Origin of the sequence: Enterococcus crotali (assembly GCF_000633635.1) — a bacterium.
GTDB lineage: Bacteria > Bacillota > Bacilli > Lactobacillales > Enterococcaceae > Enterococcus_L > Enterococcus_L crotali.
In genome coordinates this window covers 539,963-555,681 of sequence record NZ_AYPQ01000002.1, presented here as the reverse complement: position 1 = coordinate 555,681, position 15,719 = coordinate 539,963, and the positions used below count along the sequence as shown (strand labels likewise).

The window sequence follows — 15,719 nt, the reverse complement described above, 5'->3', positions numbered from 1 at the left end:
AAGCAAACATGTTTATAAATCGGTAAACATGTTTATATATGGCTGAAAGCGCTTCTTATCGCCGATGTTTTCCACTATAATACGTCATGAAGAAACATCGGCCGAATCGTTCTTCTACTGTAGATTTTGAAGTGTATAACTCATTAATAATTCAAATTGGATCAAAACAGTACCAAAAAATAATTGAGGATAAAAATCTTGATGGGAGCTTGGAGAGTAGGTATTTGTACTAATGGAAAGTGTAGAAAGTTTACTAATCGCTGACTGATCACTGCCAACAAAGCAGATGCTTTCTAACTCATTCGTCTGAGCAATTTCTGCTAGTTCAAACATCCTGCCAGTATTACCGGAATTACTGATGAAAATCAGCAGTACATCATCTTTATGACTTTCTCTTAAAAATTCTAAATGACTGTTAGAAGTAGCTCTAAATCCATAAAGATTCAGGTATTCAGAAAAATAGTTGGCTAAATTTTGCGAAAATCCAGAACCTAAGATCATGATGTTTTTATCCTGATATTTTTTCAAAAGTGTCAAAAAATTATCGCCGTAAGCTTTAATCACATCATGTTTTTCCAGACGTTCTTGGCTGAGATTGAATTCACTGATGTAAAAAACGAGCTCACTATAGCCTGTAAAATTCATTTTTTTCGCCATATTGATGATCGTTGCAGTTGAAACAAAGCTTTGTTTAGCAATTTCTCGGATACCTAAATTTTTTAATTCCAGACGATGGTCGGTCATATACCGTAAAATTTGGATTTCGGTTTTATTCAATTGGTATTTTTCAGCAAGACTATCGATATTCACTTGAATCACCCTTAAAATCAATTTAGTTAGGAGTATTATAACATGACAGAACAAGAATATATCAATGATCCCTGGGCAAGAGTTAAAACTAGAAATAATTTAAATGGCGATGAGGTCGTTTCTGCTCTGCAAAAGTCTATCCGTCGCGGTAATGAACGTGCAGCTTGTGATTTCGCTTATGAAATGTATATCACATCTCCACAGTTTGAGGAAAAATTATGGCGTAGATTACTTGCGATCTCAGTAGAAGATATCGGGATGGGCAACGATCAAGCTGCAATCATGGTCAACAATTTAAATCAAATGCGCAAAGAATTTCAATACAATGAATCTGATCGTGCGATGTTCTTTTTCCATGCGATTCGTTATTTATGTCAATCTGAAAAAGATCGTTCTTCCGATTTATTGAAAAATATCGTGATCAAAAGTTTTGCAATGGGACATGTACCTGAGATTCCAGATATCGCTTTAGATAAACATACAACACGTGGCAAAGAAATGGGTAGAGATTCAAAACATTTCTTGAATGAAGCGAGTCTTGTTATTCCGCAAGCTGAAGTAACCAATAACTACAAAGAAGAATATGCAAAAATCATTGATCGCTATGACCCGAATGAAGTCGTTGAATCGGCTTTTGAATTTAACTCTTGGCAAGTTTAAGGAGGAGCTTCTGATGAATAAATCAGCGAGTGCTAAAGGATCTATTGTAAATCGATTGAACGACATTTTAAGTCCATTTGCGAATAAAATTGGCAATCAGCGCCATCTTAAGGCTGTATCTACCGGAATGATGTTTGGTTTACCATTTATTGTGATTGGTTCTTTCTTCCTGATCTTTGCCAATCCCCCCATCAATATAGATCAGTATGATCCAGCGAAGGCTGGAGTATTTATGAAGTTTTTAGCTGCGTGGAAAGAATTCGCTGTTGCCAATTATGATGTGATTACGGCGCCTTATAATTTGACGATGGGGATTATTGGGTTGATCAGTGTTTTTGGGATCACCTATTCATTATCGAATGAGTATAAGCTGAATGCTGCTATGAATGGAATGGTCAGCATGGTGACATACTTGCTTGTATGTACGCCAGTTAAGGACGGTACGATTTCTCTAGCTTATTTAGGAACAAACGGCCTATTCGTGGCAATTATTTTAGGTCTGTTAGTTGTTGAAGTCAGTCGTTTCTTTGAAGTGAAAAATATTAAGATTTCGCTACCGGATACCGTGCCACCGATGGTTGTGACGTTCATTAATACGTTGATTCCTTTGCTGACGAATATTGTTTTATTTTATGGATTGAACTTGGTTTTTCTAGGATTGATCAATCAGTCTTTCCCTGATGCAGTTATGTCTGTGTTAACGCCCGCTGTGAATATTGCAGGGAGCTTGGGCGGTTTGTTATTGATCGTGACATTAGGAAATGTTCTCTGGTTATTTGGTATCAACGGTTCATCGATTATTTTTCCAATCGTCTTTACGTTAGGTGTGGCTCAAACAGGACTGAATGCAGAACAAGCTGCCGCAGGAGAAGCGATGACACATTTGATGAACTTACAGATGTTTCGGATTTCTGTTTTAGGTGGCGCAGGGAATACGTTAGGATTAGTTATTTTGATGATGTTCAGTAAAGTACCACAATATCGTACAATCGGTAAATTGTCATTTGTCCCAGGCATTTGTTCCATCAATGAGCCTGTGATTTTCGGGTTACCGATCGTCTTTAATCCGATATTAGGAATTCCATTTTTGATCATGCCGATCATTTCACTGTTTCTAACGTATTTTGCACAAAAAATCGGCTTGATTTCACTAGGGTTTATCGTTGATCCATCTTTCACACCGTTTTTTGCTCAAGCATATTTGGCGACGATGGACTGGCGTAATATTGTTTTCTACATTTTCTTAGTAGTTTTGAGTATTTTTGTTTATTATCCATTTTTTAAAGTCTTTGAAAAGAATCAAACGAAATTAGTGGATGAAGTGTTGTAGGAGTTGAAGCATAAATCTAAAAAGAGTTCGATTGCATAATTTTATGTAATCGGCTTTTTTAATTGGGTGATTTATTTCACTTTCTCCATGAACGTGGTAGACTACAACAGAACAAACCGTTTCAAAGGAGGTCAAGTGATGTCTAAACTAAAAGAAATAGCCCGCAATTGTCTGCAAGTTGCACCGTTTATTTTATCCAATACAATTATTTTTATCCCCTACTTTTTGTTTTTGAGTCTAAGTGATGGTACGACTTTGGAGAGAGTTTTGCCTTTTGTTCTTTTTTACACGTTTCGAATGACTGGGATATTCTTGCTAAAAAGCTTCAAATTAGCGTTGACGAGCTTTAACGTGTTGATCATCTCGATTTTGCTTGGAGGTGCTGGCTGTTTGATCGGGATGCTGGGGCAATTTTATTTTCCGGCGTATCTATTTGCAGCTATTTTACTCGGTCTAAGTGCCTCATGGCTGCCAGCAGCCAATACTACCGTCAATTATCATGAAAAACAGCAAGGGTATTCTGCGTTGACTGGCAGAAAATATCTTTTTATCTTACTGATATTTGGTGGTGTGATCGCATCGTTGTTGTTGACAAATGGTATGAGGATTCCGCTAGTTTTAGGGGAGTATACGTTGTTGTATATAGCAGCCTATCATACAGTCACACACTATCCTGACTATGAAATTGATTTTAATGAAGTTGATCAACAAGTGATATCGGTCAAAGAGTTCTTTTTATTCTTATTTTTCTTTGTTTTGTTGTTATTTATCCGTTCTGCTCGTTTGCTATTTGACACACAACTTCTGGATGTTGCTATTATCGGATTTTCTCTTTTGTTTTTAATAGCTGGCTGGTATTTGAATAGTCAAAGAAAAACATGGAAACTCCCATTATGGCTGAATTTAATGACGTTTGCTAATGGCATGTGCATGAACTTTCTACTGCTTTTTGGAACATTCTATGTTTCGTTACGTTTAGGGTTAAATCGTCTTACTGCAAATTTATATGTTCCTTATATTTTAGGAATAATCGGCTCAGCTATCGTTATTAAATTTTTATATCGTCTATTGCCTAAGGTAGATCCTAAAATCATTCATCTGTGTGGCTTTATGTTGTCACTATTCTTATTATTGTTTCGACCAATTTTTCCAGTTGGAATCTTTCTGCTCAGCTGTTTCATAAGTGCTACAGGAAATTTCTTGAACCAGCAGTATTATCAAGAAGAAATCTTACCTCAAGATCAACGAATCATTACGAAATATAGCACCCAAACAAAGGGGAGTGTGACCCATCAGTTGTTATTGATGAGCGTTTTATGGTTGTTAGCGAAACAAGCACAGTTACCAGTCAAAACTGTTTTACAGATCACAGCGCATCAGACCCATAATCCAGCTGCTCTTCAGTTGGTGGAGCATATTCATATAATTAGTATAGTCGGCTTGATGTTATTTTTTGCTTTTATTCTTTACGAAGTAGTAAAACCTGAACAAAATGAGTCCAAATGATGTGAAAACATTAAAAAAGCACAAGAGAATATTAAAGATACTGTAAAAGTAAACTGGGGATCGGTGTAATATGTTAAAATAGAAATAGTTTACAAGTAGAGGAGATTTTTGATGAAACAACGAGGATTTGAAATTATCACTGATTATATAGACCAAGGAATCGCAATCCCGCAACGTGCCACAAAAGGCGCTGCTGGTTACGACTTTGAAGCAGCTGAAACGGTAGTTGTTCCAAGTATTTGGCAATTACAAGCACAAGGTATCGCACCAAAACCCGTTTTGGTAAAGACAGGGATCAAAGCTTACATGGCTGAAAATGAGTATTTAGAATTAGTGAGCCGTTCATCAAACCCTTTGAAACGCTTCTTGATGTTAGCAAATGGTGTTGGTGTGATCGACCGCGATTATTATAATAACGAAGGCAATGAAGGACATATCATGTTTCAGTTTCTTAACTTCGGTTATGATGAGATGGTCATCGAAAAAGGCGAACGAATCGGACAAGGAATCTTTAAACCGTTTCTTTTAGCAGATATTGATGATGTAGAAAACGAACGGACAGGTGGATTTGGCTCTTCAGGTAAAAACTAAGATAAAATCCCTAGAAAACTGCGTATATTACAGTGGGTAGTCTTAGTCTAAGAGGCCACAACTATGGTAAAATAAAGAATACATCAAAACGAGGGGATAGCATATGGCAAAAAAAGCAAAAGTTCAATTTGAGTGTCAAACGTGCGGGTATATCTCCCCTAAATATTTAGGACGCTGTCCAAATTGCGGGCAGTGGAACACAATGACAGAAGAAATCATTCAAGATACGACAGATCGTCGTGCTAGAGTTAGTTTAACAGGTAAAAAGACTCAACCGCAGCGCTTAGCTGAAGTCGTTCCAAAGAAAGAGCCAAGAGTTAAGACGAAGCTAGTGGAGCTGAACCGGGTACTAGGCGGCGGGGTTGTTCCTGGGTCACTTGTTTTGATCGGCGGAGATCCTGGAATTGGGAAATCAACCCTTCTTTTACAAGTATCGCAGCAACTTGCTGAAATTGGCGGCAAAGTGCTCTATGTTTCCGGAGAAGAAAGTGCCGAGCAAATCAAAATGCGTGCGGAGCGTTTAAGCTCGATCGATACGGAGTTTTATTTATATGCTGAAACGGATATGAACGAAATTTCTCGAGCAATCGAAAAATTAGAACCTGATTACGTGATCATAGACTCTATTCAAACGATGACACAACCGGACGTGACTAGTGTTGCTGGTAGTGTCAGTCAAGTGAGAGAGACAACGGCTGAATTGCTGAAAATCGCTAAAACCAATGGGATTGCGATTTTTATCGTAGGTCACGTGACCAAAGAAGGTTCGATTGCAGGACCCCGTATGCTTGAGCATATGGTTGATACCGTTTTGTATTTTGAAGGCGACAAACATCATACATTCAGAATCTTGAGAGCAGTAAAAAACCGTTTTGGGTCCACTAATGAGATTGGAATTTTTGAAATGCGGGAGCATGGATTGGAAGAAGTAGCAAATCCTTCTCAAGTATTTTTGGAAGAGCGATTGGCTGACGCTACTGGTTCAGCAATTGTTGTGGCAATGGAAGGAACACGGCCGATTTTAGTTGAAGTACAAGCATTGATTACGCCAACAATGTTTGGTAATGCCAAACGAACGACGACTGGACTGGACTTCAATAGAGTGTCTCTAATTATGGCAGTTTTAGAAAAACGCGCGGGGTTACTACTACAAAATCAAGATGCCTATCTAAAAGCCGCAGGTGGTGTGAAAATCAACGAACCAGCCATCGATTTAGCTGTGGCGGTCAGTATTGCTTCCAGCTACAAAGAAAACGGTACAAAACCAACAGAATGTTTTATTGGTGAGATTGGTTTGACAGGTGAGATTCGTCGTGTGAACAGCATTGAGCAACGCGTGCGGGAAGCACAAAAGCTTGGATTTACTAAGATTTATTTGCCAAAGAACAATTTAGGCGGCTGGACGCCGCCAGAAGGAATCGAGATCGTTGGTGTTGCGACGATTGGTGAAACCTTGAGAAAAGTATTCAAATAAAAAGGGTCTAGAGGCTGCAGTAAATAGTTAGTCAGCCTCGCCTCTTTTTCTTTAAATTAAGTATGACTATATTGGAGGATGAATCTATGCAAAAACGTGTCATCACACTGCTGATGGTCGTCGCTGGCGCAAGTCTAGGTATCTCAGTGCTACCACTGGCTTGGGATATGGCGAAACAGGCAGATAATACATGGCTGAACAATAACTTTACTAACAGTTTGATTGGTGCACTTATTTTCTTTATTTTATCGTTAGGGTTAGCAAAGTATATTGTTTCAGTTGTGAAAAAAGTAGAAGCAACATTAAACGAAATGAGTTTGACGTATCTATTATTCGGGAGCGTCGGTGTGATTATCGGTCTGATCATCGGAGCCATTATCTCAATTCCGATGTACAATTTGAATATCCCATTCGTAAATAGCGTATTACCAATTTTGGTCATGATCGTTTTTGGTTATCTAGGGTTCCGTATGGGGACAACTCGGATTGATGAGTGGCGTAAAATTTTTACTCCTAAACAAAAGAAAGCGCAAGTTGAAACAGAAGGAGAAGTTCTTGATCGCAGAATAGAAGATCACTTTCATAAATACAAAATTTTGGATACAAGTGTAATTATCGATGGTAGAATCTACGATATTGCTAAAACTGGCTTTTTAGAAGGTGTTATTTTGATTCCTAATTTTGTATTGTACGAGCTACAATATATTGCAGATTCTGGAGATAGCCTAAAACGTGTTCGCGGGCGCCGGGGATTGGATATTTTAAATGCATTGCAAAAAGAACCTGGTATTTCGGTTGAAATGTATGAAGGAGATTTTGAAGATATTTCAGAAGTTGACAGTAAGTTGATTAAATTAGCAAAACTGTTGGATGGCGTAGTAGTAACGAATGACTACAACTTAAACAAAGTTTCTGAATTTCAAAATGTTCCTGTGTTGAATATCAATGCTTTAGCAAATGCTGTAAAACCCGTAGTGATCCCAGGTGAAACAATGAATGTGATGGTTGTAAAAGCTGGAACAGAACGTCAGCAAGGCGTAGCCTATTTAGATGACGGCACGATGGTTGTGGTTGAAGATGGACAGCATTATATGAATGAACATATTCAAGTAGTTGTTACGAGTGCATTACAAACGGCAGCTGGTCGAATGATTTTTGCTAAACCAGCTCACTCAGGTCGTGGGATCGACGACAGTAAAGAAGAACATAGAGCCAATGAGAAAAGCTGAAAATAGAAATAGAGCGCTGGATTATGAGGTCATTTTATTAGCGGCAGGTCAAGGGAAGAGAATGGGTGCCAGCCGGAATAAAATTTTATTGCACTTGATCGGTAAACCAGTTATTTCTTATTCTTTAAACACCTTTTTCAATGATCCAGCATGCAAACATATTATCTTGGTCACGCAAGAAGATGAACAGGATTTATTAGCAGCAATGGTCAAGAAAGAAGCAAAGAAAAAAAGTTGCACAGTAACGCTTGTATCCGGTGGTAGTGAACGTCAGTATAGTGTTTTTAATGGGTTAAATGCGTTGATCGATCCAGAAAATATCGTAATGGTTCATGATGGAGCAAGACCTTTTGTCAGCTTAGCTCAATTGAAATCTTTGCATAGAAAAGTACAAGAAACAAGAGCTGCTATTTTAGGCGTTCCGGTCAAAGATACGATCAAGCGTGTCTTTGATGGAATCGTTGAAGAGACAGTTCCACGTGAAACATTGTGGCAAATCCAAACGCCTCAAGCTTTTTATGGCACGGATCTAATGGCAGTCCATAGGCTCGCGCAACAGGAAAACTATTTAGGAACAGATGATGCTTCGCTTATTGAAAAATATGGTAATTTACCTGTATCAATGGTGTTGGGCAGCTATGAAAATATCAAATTAACGACACCTGAAGACATGCTGATCGGCGAAGCAATCGTGAAACGAAAAAGAAGTTAGGTGAAAAAATGATACGAATTGGACAGGGTTTTGATGTTCATCAATTAGTAGAAGGACGTAAATTGATCATCGGAGGCGTTGAGCTTCCTTTTACAAAAGGATTGCTGGGACACTCGGATGCAGATGTATTGTTACATGCGATTACAGATGCACTGTTGGGTGCCGCAGGACTTGGAGACATTGGTCATTTATTTCCAGATACTGATCCCGAATTTAAAGATGCGGATTCTATGAAATTATTATACGAAGCAAATCAAAAAATTTTGGCTAGTGGCTTTACTATTGGCAATATTGATTGTACAATTTTAGCAGAACAACCAAAAATGAAACCCTATTTAGAACAAATGAAAACGAACATCGCTAAAGCCTGTCAAATTGAAACAAATCAAATCAATTTAAAAGCAACAACGATGGAAAAAATGGGCTTCATTGGTCAAGAAGAAGGTATGGGAGCGATTGCGGTCGCTTTACTTGAAAATAGAAAGAGGAATGCACAATGACAAAAGTACGTGTACGTTATGCACCAAGTCCAACTGGACATTTGCACATTGGAAATGCAAGAACAGCTTTATTCAATTATTTATTTGCCCGCCACAATGATGGTGAATTTATTATCCGAATTGAAGATACCGATCAAAAAAGAAATATCGAGAACGGTGAAAAAAGCCAGCTGGAAAATTTAGCTTGGTTGGGCATGGATTGGGATGAATCTCCTGAAAAACCAGGTGAATATGGTCCTTACCGTCAGTCAGAACGTGGCGAAATTTATCAACCTTTGATCGATCAACTGTTGGTAAGCAATCGTGCTTATAAATGTTATTGTACTGAAGAAGAGTTAGAAGCTGAAAGAGAAGCACAACGCTCTCGCAGTGAAATGCCTCATTATTCTGGGAAATGTGCAGAATTGACACCTTCTGAACAAGCAGAAAAAGAAGCACAAGGACTTACTCCTGTGATTCGTTTCCGCGTACCGAGAAATACTTCTTATACATTTGAAGATATCGTTAAAGGCGAAATTGTTTTTGAATCAGATAATATTGGCGGGGACTTCGTTATTCAAAAACGTGATGGTATGCCAACGTATAATTTTGCTGTAGCAGTGGATGATCATATGATGAAAATCACTCATGTTTTACGTGGGGACGATCATATTGCGAATACACCAAAACAATTGATGGTTTATGAAGCATTTGGCTGGAAAGCGCCGCAATTTGGACATATGACATTGATCATCAACTCTGAAACGGGTAAAAAATTAAGTAAACGTGATGAATCGATTTTACAATTTATCGAACAATACCGTGAACTTGGCTATTTACCAGAAGCAATGTTTAACTTCACAGCGTTATTAGGCTGGTCACCAGTTGGGGAAGAAGAAATCTTCTCACAAGAAGAATTGATCAAAATCTTTGATCCAGAACGTTTAAGCAAATCACCAGCAGCCTTTGATGGGAAAAAACTCGAATGGGTCAATAACCAATACATGAAACAATTAGACTTAGATGTTTTAACAGATATGTGTCTTCCTTATTTAGTTGCAGAAGGCAAAATCGAAGCGCAACCAAGCGGAGAAAAATTAGAATGGTTGAAAAAAGTTGTCAGCTTGTACCAACCACAAATGAGTTATGCGGCTGAAATCGTCAATGTATCTGAGTTGTTCTTCAACGAACATCCAGTCTTAGATGATGCAGCCAAAGAAGTCTTAGCTGGAGAAACAGTTCCAGAAGTTCTAACAGCCTTCAAAGCACAATTGGAAGCGATGGACGTTGTAGATGTTCCAAGTATCAAAGCAGGGATCAAAGCAGTTCAAAAAGAAACTGGCGTGAAGGGCAAAAACCTATTCATGCCGATTCGTGTAGCTGTTTCAGGACAAATGCATGGACCAGAATTAGGCGATACGATCGAGCTTTTAGGGAAAGAAAAAGCGTTAGATCATTTAAATAACGTTTTATAATAGAAATATGTAGAGAAGAAGAAGTAAAAAAGCGCGTGTCTTTAGAGAGACTGTGGATGGTGAAAACAGTTGTCAGCCCTTTTTGAAATGCATCTTTGAATAGTTTCAGTGATACGTAGCTGAAAACGGCCAACAACCGTTATCTGTTTTGAGGCAGGGAGACCTGTGAAAAAAAGTGGAACCACGCAGAAGCGTCTTTTAAACGGAGTTATTTCGTTTAAAAGATGCTTCTTTATTTTGAAACGCATCACTAGGACGTTTTCGATTGATGTGATAAACAAAAAAATTTGTAAGAGGTGGGAAATATGAAAAAAATAAAAAATGAAGTTATCCAAACTAAAACGAGTTTTTTTCTTTTTGTGTTTTTTATTTGTACGATAATAAACTTTGTATTAAGAAGCTCGCTAACAGTCCGTGATTTATTTGCAATTCTAGTGGAAACGATAGTCATAGCTTTCTTTTTATGGCAACTGATTAAATCGCAAAAACACAATAAATAAAATTTCTCGAGAACTATTAGCAAGAAGGTATACCAGGGGAATAAAAATGGTTTTGACAATGAACGAAAGGAGTACGAATATGAGTTGGTTAAAAAGAGCCGTTAGGGCAGTCAAAAACAATGATCCAGCAGCACGTTCGACGTTGGAAGCATTGCTTACATATCCAGGATTACATGCGTTGTTTTGGCATCGTTTTTCCCATTTTTTATATAGACACCGCTTGTTTCTTTTAGCGAAGATCCATGCGCAGTTTTGGCGATTTATAACAGGGATTGAGATCCATCCTGGCGCGACAATTGCACCGGGCGTTTTTATTGATCATGGTATGGGAATTGTGATTGGTCAAACGGCAGAAATCGAAGAGGATGTTGTATTGTTCCATGGGGTAACGTTAGGCGGGACAGGTAAGGATACAGGAAAACGTCATCCGACTGTCAAAAAGGGAGCTATGGTCCATGCACATGCTCAGATATTAGGACCTGTTACAATTGGTGAACGGGCCAAAATTGGTGCTTCTGCTGTTGTATTAACAGATATTCCTGATGATGCAACGGCTGTAGGAATACCAGCAAAAGTTGTTAGAGTAAAAGGAGAAAAATTGGAGGTAACGTATGATTCAAATTTATAATACATTAACGAGAGAAAAAGAAGTGTTTCAACCAATAGAGGAAGGAAAAGTCCGGATGTATGTCTGCGGACCGACTGTCTATAATTATATTCACATCGGCAATGCCCGTAGTTCAATGGCTTTTGACACGATCAGACGTTACTTAGAGTATCGCGGATATGAAGTGAATTATGTGTCAAACTTTACCGATGTCGATGATAAAATCATCCGAGCAGCTAAAGATCTAGGTATCACAGCGCCAGAAGTTGCAGAACGTTTTATCCATGCTTTTGAAGAGGATACGAATAGCTTAAATGTTAAACCAGCAACGCTGCACCCTCGTGTCATGGATCATATGCCGGATATTTTGACGTTTATTCAAGCGCTGATTGATAAAGGCTATGCGTACGAATCACAAGGCGATGTCTATTACCGAACACGCAAATTTGAAAACTACGGGAAACTTAGCCATCAATCAATCGACGAATTAGAAGTCGGTGCGAGCCAACGAACTGGTGTAGAAAAAGAATTGAAAGAAGATCCGCTAGATTTTGCCTTATGGAAAGGGGCTAAAGAAGGTGAGATCTCATGGGATTCTCCGTGGGGAGCTGGACGTCCTGGCTGGCACATCGAGTGTTCTGTTATGGCAACCAAACATTTAGGTGATACAATTGATATTCATGGTGGCGGTCAAGACTTAGAATTTCCCCATCACGAAAATGAAATTGCTCAAAGTGAAGCGAAAACAGGCAAAACATTTGCTAATTACTGGATGCATAATGGGTTTGTAACAATTGGCGAAGACGATGAAAAAATGAGTAAATCGTTAGGTAACTTTGTAACCGTTCATGAGTTAGTGAAACAAGTCGATCCTCAAGTACTGCGTTTCTTCATGGCAACTACACAATACCGTCGCCCGATTCGTTATAGTGAAACGACATTGAAAGAAGCCAGCGTCAATTTACAGAAATTAAAAAATGCGTTTGAGAATGTATCCTTTAGAAAATCTGATGCAGCAGTCGAATTGGAAGCAGATAATCAAATGTTACAAGAATTAGCAGACCTAGAAACACGTTTTACGACTGAAATGGATGATGATTTTAATGCGGCAAATGGCATCACCGTAGTCTATGAAATGGCGAAATGGTTAAACCAATATAGCGAGCAAGAAGCGGTATCAGCCTTGGTGATTGAAAAAGCTCTGGAACAATTTACACAATGGTTAAGTATTTTTGGGCTCTTCTTTTTATCAGAAGAGCTGCTAGATGATGATATCGACCAATTGATCGAAGAGCGCAATCAAGCACGTGCCAATCGTGATTTTGCCCGCAGTGATGAAATCCGTGACTTGTTAAAAGATAAAGGAATAACCTTGGAAGATACAGCGCAAGGAACTAGATGGAGAAGAAGTGAATGAGAGATTATACACAATTAAACGGTTTAGCATTGGCTTATGTGGGCGATGCGATCTATGAAATTTATATCCGTGACTATTTGGTTGAATTAGGCCAGACTAAGCCGAATATTCTACACCGTATGGCGACACATTATGTTTCAGCTAAAGCGCAGGCTTTTTTGATTCAGGGAATGCTTGATGAGCAGTTATTGACAGAAAATGAAGAGCTGATGTATAAACGCGGCCGTAATGCTAAAAGCCATACCTCAGCTAAAAATGCTGATATCACAACTTATCGAATCGCGACAGGCTTTGAATCATTGATGGGGTATTTACATCTAACGAAACAAACAGAACGTTTAGAAGAATTGATCGATTGGTGTATAAAAAAAGTAGGTGAAGAAAATGAGAAATGATAAAAAACGTTCTTTCAAAGGGAATAAATCACAAAAAAAAGAACCGTTCAAAAAAGAAAACGTAAAAAGAGAACGGGAAATCACCCAAGAAACAATTGAAGAGAATTTTGTTTTCGGTAATCATGCGTCAGTTGAAGCGATTCAACAAGGGCGCGGCAATAAATTATTTCTACAAGAAGACAGTAAAAGTGAAAAAGTCGAACAATTAAAATTACTGGCAAAAGAAAATGCAGTGCCTGTCAAATGGGTGCCAAAACAAAAATTAGATACTATGACCAATCATGGTGTGCATCAAGGCGTTGTACTAGCGATCACAGCGTATGAATACTTAACGCTGGATGAATTGCTTGATCGTACGAAAGAAAAGACAGAGACCCCTTTTTTCTTGATTCTAGACAGCTTAGAAGATCCTCACAATTTTGGTTCTATATTAAGAACGGCAGATGCAACAGGAGTTGATGGTATCATTATTCCTAAACATCGAGCAGTAGGAATTACACCAGTTGTTGCGAAAGCTTCGACTGGAGCTGTGGAATATATTCCTGTTGCCCGAGTAACGAATTTAACGCAAAGTATTGCTACACTGAAAGAAAATAGTTTTTGGATTTTTGGAACAGATATGAACGGGACTGATTATCGTCAATGGAATACTCAAGGAGCAATTGCTTTGATCATCGGTAATGAGGGCCGTGGGATGAGTCAAGGACTGCATAAAGAAGTCGACGAGTTATTGACGATTCCAATGAGCGGACATGTTCAGAGCTTGAATGCAGGTGTTGCAGCTGGGTTGCTGATGTATGAAGCTTATCGCGGACGAAATCCCCTTTAATCATTCTGGTAAACGGCGGGAAAAGAGTGAACAATATGCTACATAAGTTTTGAAGCTATGAACAACTATGCTTGAAACTGCGGAATGCTTTTTTCTCGACTTTTTATATAAAGAAGGTGACAAAGAAAAATGAAAAAACAGTTACTGATCGTGGATGGTTATAATATGATCGGTTCTTGGCCTGAATTGGTTCAGCTCAAGAATCAGAATAAGCTTGAAGATGCTAGAGAAGTTTTACTACAGCGTTTATCAAATTATGCAAAATATGAGGATTTAGAAATCATCGTTGTTTTTGATGCACAGCTAGTTCCAGGCATTCAGCAAACGTATAAAAAGTACCAGTTAACAGTCGTTTTCACCAAGGAAGAAGAAACCGCTGATAGCTATATTGAACGTATCGCAGGAGAGAAGAATGATCGATTGACCCAAGTAACTGTAGCGACGAGCGATCTGGCAGAACAATGGCTTGTTTTTTCAAAAGGGGCGTTACGAGCGTCGGCAAATGAGTTGTATAAAAATGTTCAAAAAACGGAACGTACGATTGCAGTTCATGCAACAGATATCCATTTTCAAGATTTTCGACGAAATTCTCCTTGGAATATCGATCAATTGTCAAAATTGTCAGAAAAAATGGATGAATTGTCTAAAAACAAAGATTAATATCCTGTTTTATTCTACTTTTTAAAAATAAAATGTTACGCTTTTTTTAAGCATTTTGGTAGAATGCTTGAAAGGAGAAGGTTGGTAATGAATAAGTATCAAGACATTTTAAAAGGGGACACAGTAAGTTTGATCGTTTGTATCAGAAATATCATCCAGTAGTGTATAAGTTTCAAAAAAAGTATTATCTGAAAGATTTTGATCGAGAAGATTGGTTGCAGGAAGGCCGAATTATTTTTCATCGTTCGTTAGAAAAATATGAAGAAGTGCACGATGTATCAATTGGGAAGTTTTTTAAGTCAAACTTTGAAAATCATATTCGTAGTTTAGTCAGAAAACAATGTGCACTCAAGCGAACGATCGATACACAGTCGGTCTCTTTAGATCAAAAAATGGAGAATCAGGGAGAGTCGTTTTTCGATTACATAGGGATAGAAGAGACTGATGTGTTAGAGCAAATGATCATTCGGGAGAAGCTAGAGCAGTTGCCGACCATGCTATCGCCATTTGAACGAACTACGTTTCAAGAATACATGAATGGTAAAGAATTAGAAGAGATCGCTAAAGATACAGATAGCCGTGAAATCACGGTTAGAAGCGCATATGATCGGGCAAAAAGGAAACTAAAAGCAATAATTTATGATTAGATGAGAATTTTGCCATTTTTCACATCAAATAATTATCCATTTATAAATTATAATTAGTTGCATTTAATTTTCTGCTATGGTAAACTTGTTATTTTTATTAATATGTGGTATACTGACATTTGAGGTGAATGCAATGCCAACAACTTTAGCTTCCATTAAAAAAGATCTAGAATGTCGTATCGGCAGCAAAATCACATTAGTTGCTCAGACCGGCAGAAAGCGTCAAACAGAACGTAATGGTATTTTGACAGAAACGTATCCATCTGTCTTCGTAGTAGATTTAGATCCAGATGAAAACTCATTTGAACGAGTTTCTTATAGTTATTCAGATGTGTTAACACGCACAGTAGAGATTGAATTTATCAGTGAAGCAGTCTGAAATTTATTGATTTTAAAGA

The 15,719-nt window shown here is 38.1% G+C and carries 17 protein-coding genes and 1 other annotated feature; of the genes, 16 read left to right on the top strand and 1 reads right to left on the bottom strand.

All coding sequences use genetic code 11. The annotated features are described in order from the left end of the window. Nucleotides 1-114 precede the first annotated feature (114 nt). Nucleotides 115-810 carry a MurR/RpiR family transcriptional regulator gene (locus V192_RS0107380; RefSeq protein WP_025870430.1) on the bottom strand — a complete coding sequence of 232 codons (696 nt, stop codon included), beginning with the start codon at nt 808-810 and terminating at the stop codon, nt 115-117. 42 nt (nt 811-852) lie between these two features. On the opposite strand from V192_RS0107380, the gene V192_RS0107375 reads away from it, so the two are divergent. From V192_RS0107375 to V192_RS0107295, 16 genes are all read left to right on the top strand, one after another. Then, entirely contained in the window at nt 853-1,470 is a 618-nt protein-coding gene (locus V192_RS0107375; RefSeq protein ID WP_010770350.1) for an AAA family ATPase, read from the top strand. A gap of 13 nt (nt 1,471-1,483) precedes the next feature. After that, nucleotides 1,484-2,800, top strand: coding sequence for a PTS sugar transporter subunit IIC (locus V192_RS0107370; RefSeq protein ID WP_025870425.1), 1,317 nt, complete (start codon nt 1,484-1,486; stop codon nt 2,798-2,800). Between the two features lie 138 nt (nt 2,801-2,938). Beyond that, nucleotides 2,939-4,306, top strand: a complete 1,368-nt coding sequence (locus tag V192_RS0107365; RefSeq protein WP_029948171.1) for a hypothetical protein — start codon at nt 2,939-2,941, stop codon at nt 4,304-4,306. A 111-nt stretch (nt 4,307-4,417) separates the two neighbouring features. Then, nucleotides 4,418-4,897, top strand: coding sequence for a dCTP deaminase/dUTPase family protein (locus V192_RS0107360; protein WP_025870420.1), 480 nt, complete (start codon nt 4,418-4,420; stop codon nt 4,895-4,897). 103 nt (nt 4,898-5,000) lie between these two features. After that, complete coding sequence (gene radA, locus V192_RS0107355; RefSeq protein WP_025870418.1) at nt 5,001-6,371, top strand: DNA repair protein RadA; 1,371 nt, start codon at nt 5,001-5,003, stop codon at nt 6,369-6,371. An 86-nt stretch (nt 6,372-6,457) separates the two neighbouring features. Beyond that, the gene (locus V192_RS0107350; RefSeq protein WP_025870415.1) at nt 6,458-7,600 is read left to right on the top strand and encodes a PIN/TRAM domain-containing protein; all 1,143 of its coding nucleotides are present in this window, start codon (nt 6,458-6,460) and stop codon (nt 7,598-7,600) included. Next, nucleotides 7,587-8,312, top strand: coding sequence for a 2-C-methyl-D-erythritol 4-phosphate cytidylyltransferase (gene ispD, locus V192_RS0107345; protein ID WP_025870414.1), 726 nt, complete (start codon nt 7,587-7,589; stop codon nt 8,310-8,312). Before V192_RS0107350 ends, ispD begins: the two co-directional genes overlap by 14 nt. Before the next feature lie 8 nt (nt 8,313-8,320). After that, nucleotides 8,321-8,812, top strand: a complete 492-nt coding sequence (gene ispF, locus V192_RS0107340; RefSeq protein ID WP_025870413.1) for a 2-C-methyl-D-erythritol 2,4-cyclodiphosphate synthase — start codon at nt 8,321-8,323, stop codon at nt 8,810-8,812. Beyond that, nucleotides 8,809-10,266, top strand: coding sequence for a glutamate--tRNA ligase (gene gltX, locus V192_RS0107335; protein ID WP_025870412.1), 1,458 nt, complete (start codon nt 8,809-8,811; stop codon nt 10,264-10,266). The genes ispF and gltX overlap by 4 nt, the downstream gene beginning before the upstream one ends. 1 nt (nt 10,267) lies before the next feature. Then, nucleotides 10,268-10,468 (top strand) — a binding site (T-box leader). A 377-nt stretch (nt 10,469-10,845) separates the two neighbouring features. Further along, entirely contained in the window at nt 10,846-11,394 is a 549-nt protein-coding gene (gene epsC / locus V192_RS0107325) for a serine O-acetyltransferase EpsC (protein WP_025870410.1), read from the top strand. Continuing rightward, entirely contained in the window at nt 11,378-12,790 is a 1,413-nt protein-coding gene (gene cysS, locus V192_RS0107320) for a cysteine--tRNA ligase (protein ID WP_025870408.1), read from the top strand. The genes epsC and cysS overlap by 17 nt, the downstream gene beginning before the upstream one ends. Beyond that, on the top strand, nt 12,787-13,185 hold the full coding sequence (locus V192_RS0107315; RefSeq protein WP_025870406.1) for a Mini-ribonuclease 3: 399 nt from the start codon (nt 12,787-12,789) through the stop codon (nt 13,183-13,185). Before cysS ends, V192_RS0107315 begins: the two co-directional genes overlap by 4 nt. Next, complete coding sequence (gene rlmB, locus V192_RS0107310; RefSeq protein WP_029948170.1) at nt 13,175-14,014, top strand: 23S rRNA (guanosine(2251)-2'-O)-methyltransferase RlmB; 840 nt, start codon at nt 13,175-13,177, stop codon at nt 14,012-14,014. Before V192_RS0107315 ends, rlmB begins: the two co-directional genes overlap by 11 nt. Nucleotides 14,015-14,143: 129 nt before the next feature. Next, nucleotides 14,144-14,674: an NYN domain-containing protein gene (locus V192_RS0107305; RefSeq protein WP_025870402.1), complete on the top strand. Its 531-nt coding sequence runs from the start codon at nt 14,144-14,146 to the stop codon at nt 14,672-14,674. Between the two features lie 161 nt (nt 14,675-14,835). After that, nucleotides 14,836-15,321: a sigma-70 family RNA polymerase sigma factor gene (locus V192_RS0107300; RefSeq protein WP_239644600.1), complete on the top strand. Its 486-nt coding sequence runs from the start codon at nt 14,836-14,838 to the stop codon at nt 15,319-15,321. A gap of 133 nt (nt 15,322-15,454) precedes the next feature. Further along, nucleotides 15,455-15,700: a Veg family protein gene (locus tag V192_RS0107295; protein ID WP_035011021.1), complete on the top strand. Its 246-nt coding sequence runs from the start codon at nt 15,455-15,457 to the stop codon at nt 15,698-15,700. Nucleotides 15,701-15,719: the final 19 nt, after the last annotated feature.

Bases quoted from the DNA above. Each gene is read 5' to 3' on its own strand.
- ispF (WP_025870413.1), top strand. From the start codon at position 8,321: ATGATACGAATTGGACAGGGTTTTGATGTTCATCAATTAGTAGAAGGA.
- V192_RS0107365 (WP_029948171.1), top strand. From the start codon at position 2,939: ATGTCTAAACTAAAAGAAATAGCCCGCAATTGTCTGCAAGTTGCACCG.
- ispD (WP_025870414.1), top strand. From the start codon at position 7,587: ATGAGAAAAGCTGAAAATAGAAATAGAGCGCTGGATTATGAGGTCATT.
- V192_RS0107375 (WP_010770350.1), top strand. From the start codon at position 853: ATGACAGAACAAGAATATATCAATGATCCCTGGGCAAGAGTTAAAACT.
- V192_RS0107370 (WP_025870425.1), top strand. From the start codon at position 1,484: ATGAATAAATCAGCGAGTGCTAAAGGATCTATTGTAAATCGATTGAAC.
- V192_RS0107360 (WP_025870420.1), top strand. From the start codon at position 4,418: ATGAAACAACGAGGATTTGAAATTATCACTGATTATATAGACCAAGGA.
- rlmB (WP_029948170.1), top strand. From the start codon at position 13,175: ATGAGAAATGATAAAAAACGTTCTTTCAAAGGGAATAAATCACAAAAA.
- radA (WP_025870418.1), top strand. From the start codon at position 5,001: ATGGCAAAAAAAGCAAAAGTTCAATTTGAGTGTCAAACGTGCGGGTAT.
- V192_RS0107295 (WP_035011021.1), top strand. From the start codon at position 15,455: ATGCCAACAACTTTAGCTTCCATTAAAAAAGATCTAGAATGTCGTATC.
- V192_RS0107350 (WP_025870415.1), top strand. From the start codon at position 6,458: ATGCAAAAACGTGTCATCACACTGCTGATGGTCGTCGCTGGCGCAAGT.
- V192_RS0107305 (WP_025870402.1), top strand. From the start codon at position 14,144: ATGAAAAAACAGTTACTGATCGTGGATGGTTATAATATGATCGGTTCT.
- epsC (WP_025870410.1), top strand. From the start codon at position 10,846: ATGAGTTGGTTAAAAAGAGCCGTTAGGGCAGTCAAAAACAATGATCCA.
- V192_RS0107315 (WP_025870406.1), top strand. From the start codon at position 12,787: ATGAGAGATTATACACAATTAAACGGTTTAGCATTGGCTTATGTGGGC.
- cysS (WP_025870408.1), top strand. From the start codon at position 11,378: ATGATTCAAATTTATAATACATTAACGAGAGAAAAAGAAGTGTTTCAA.
- gltX (WP_025870412.1), top strand. From the start codon at position 8,809: ATGACAAAAGTACGTGTACGTTATGCACCAAGTCCAACTGGACATTTG.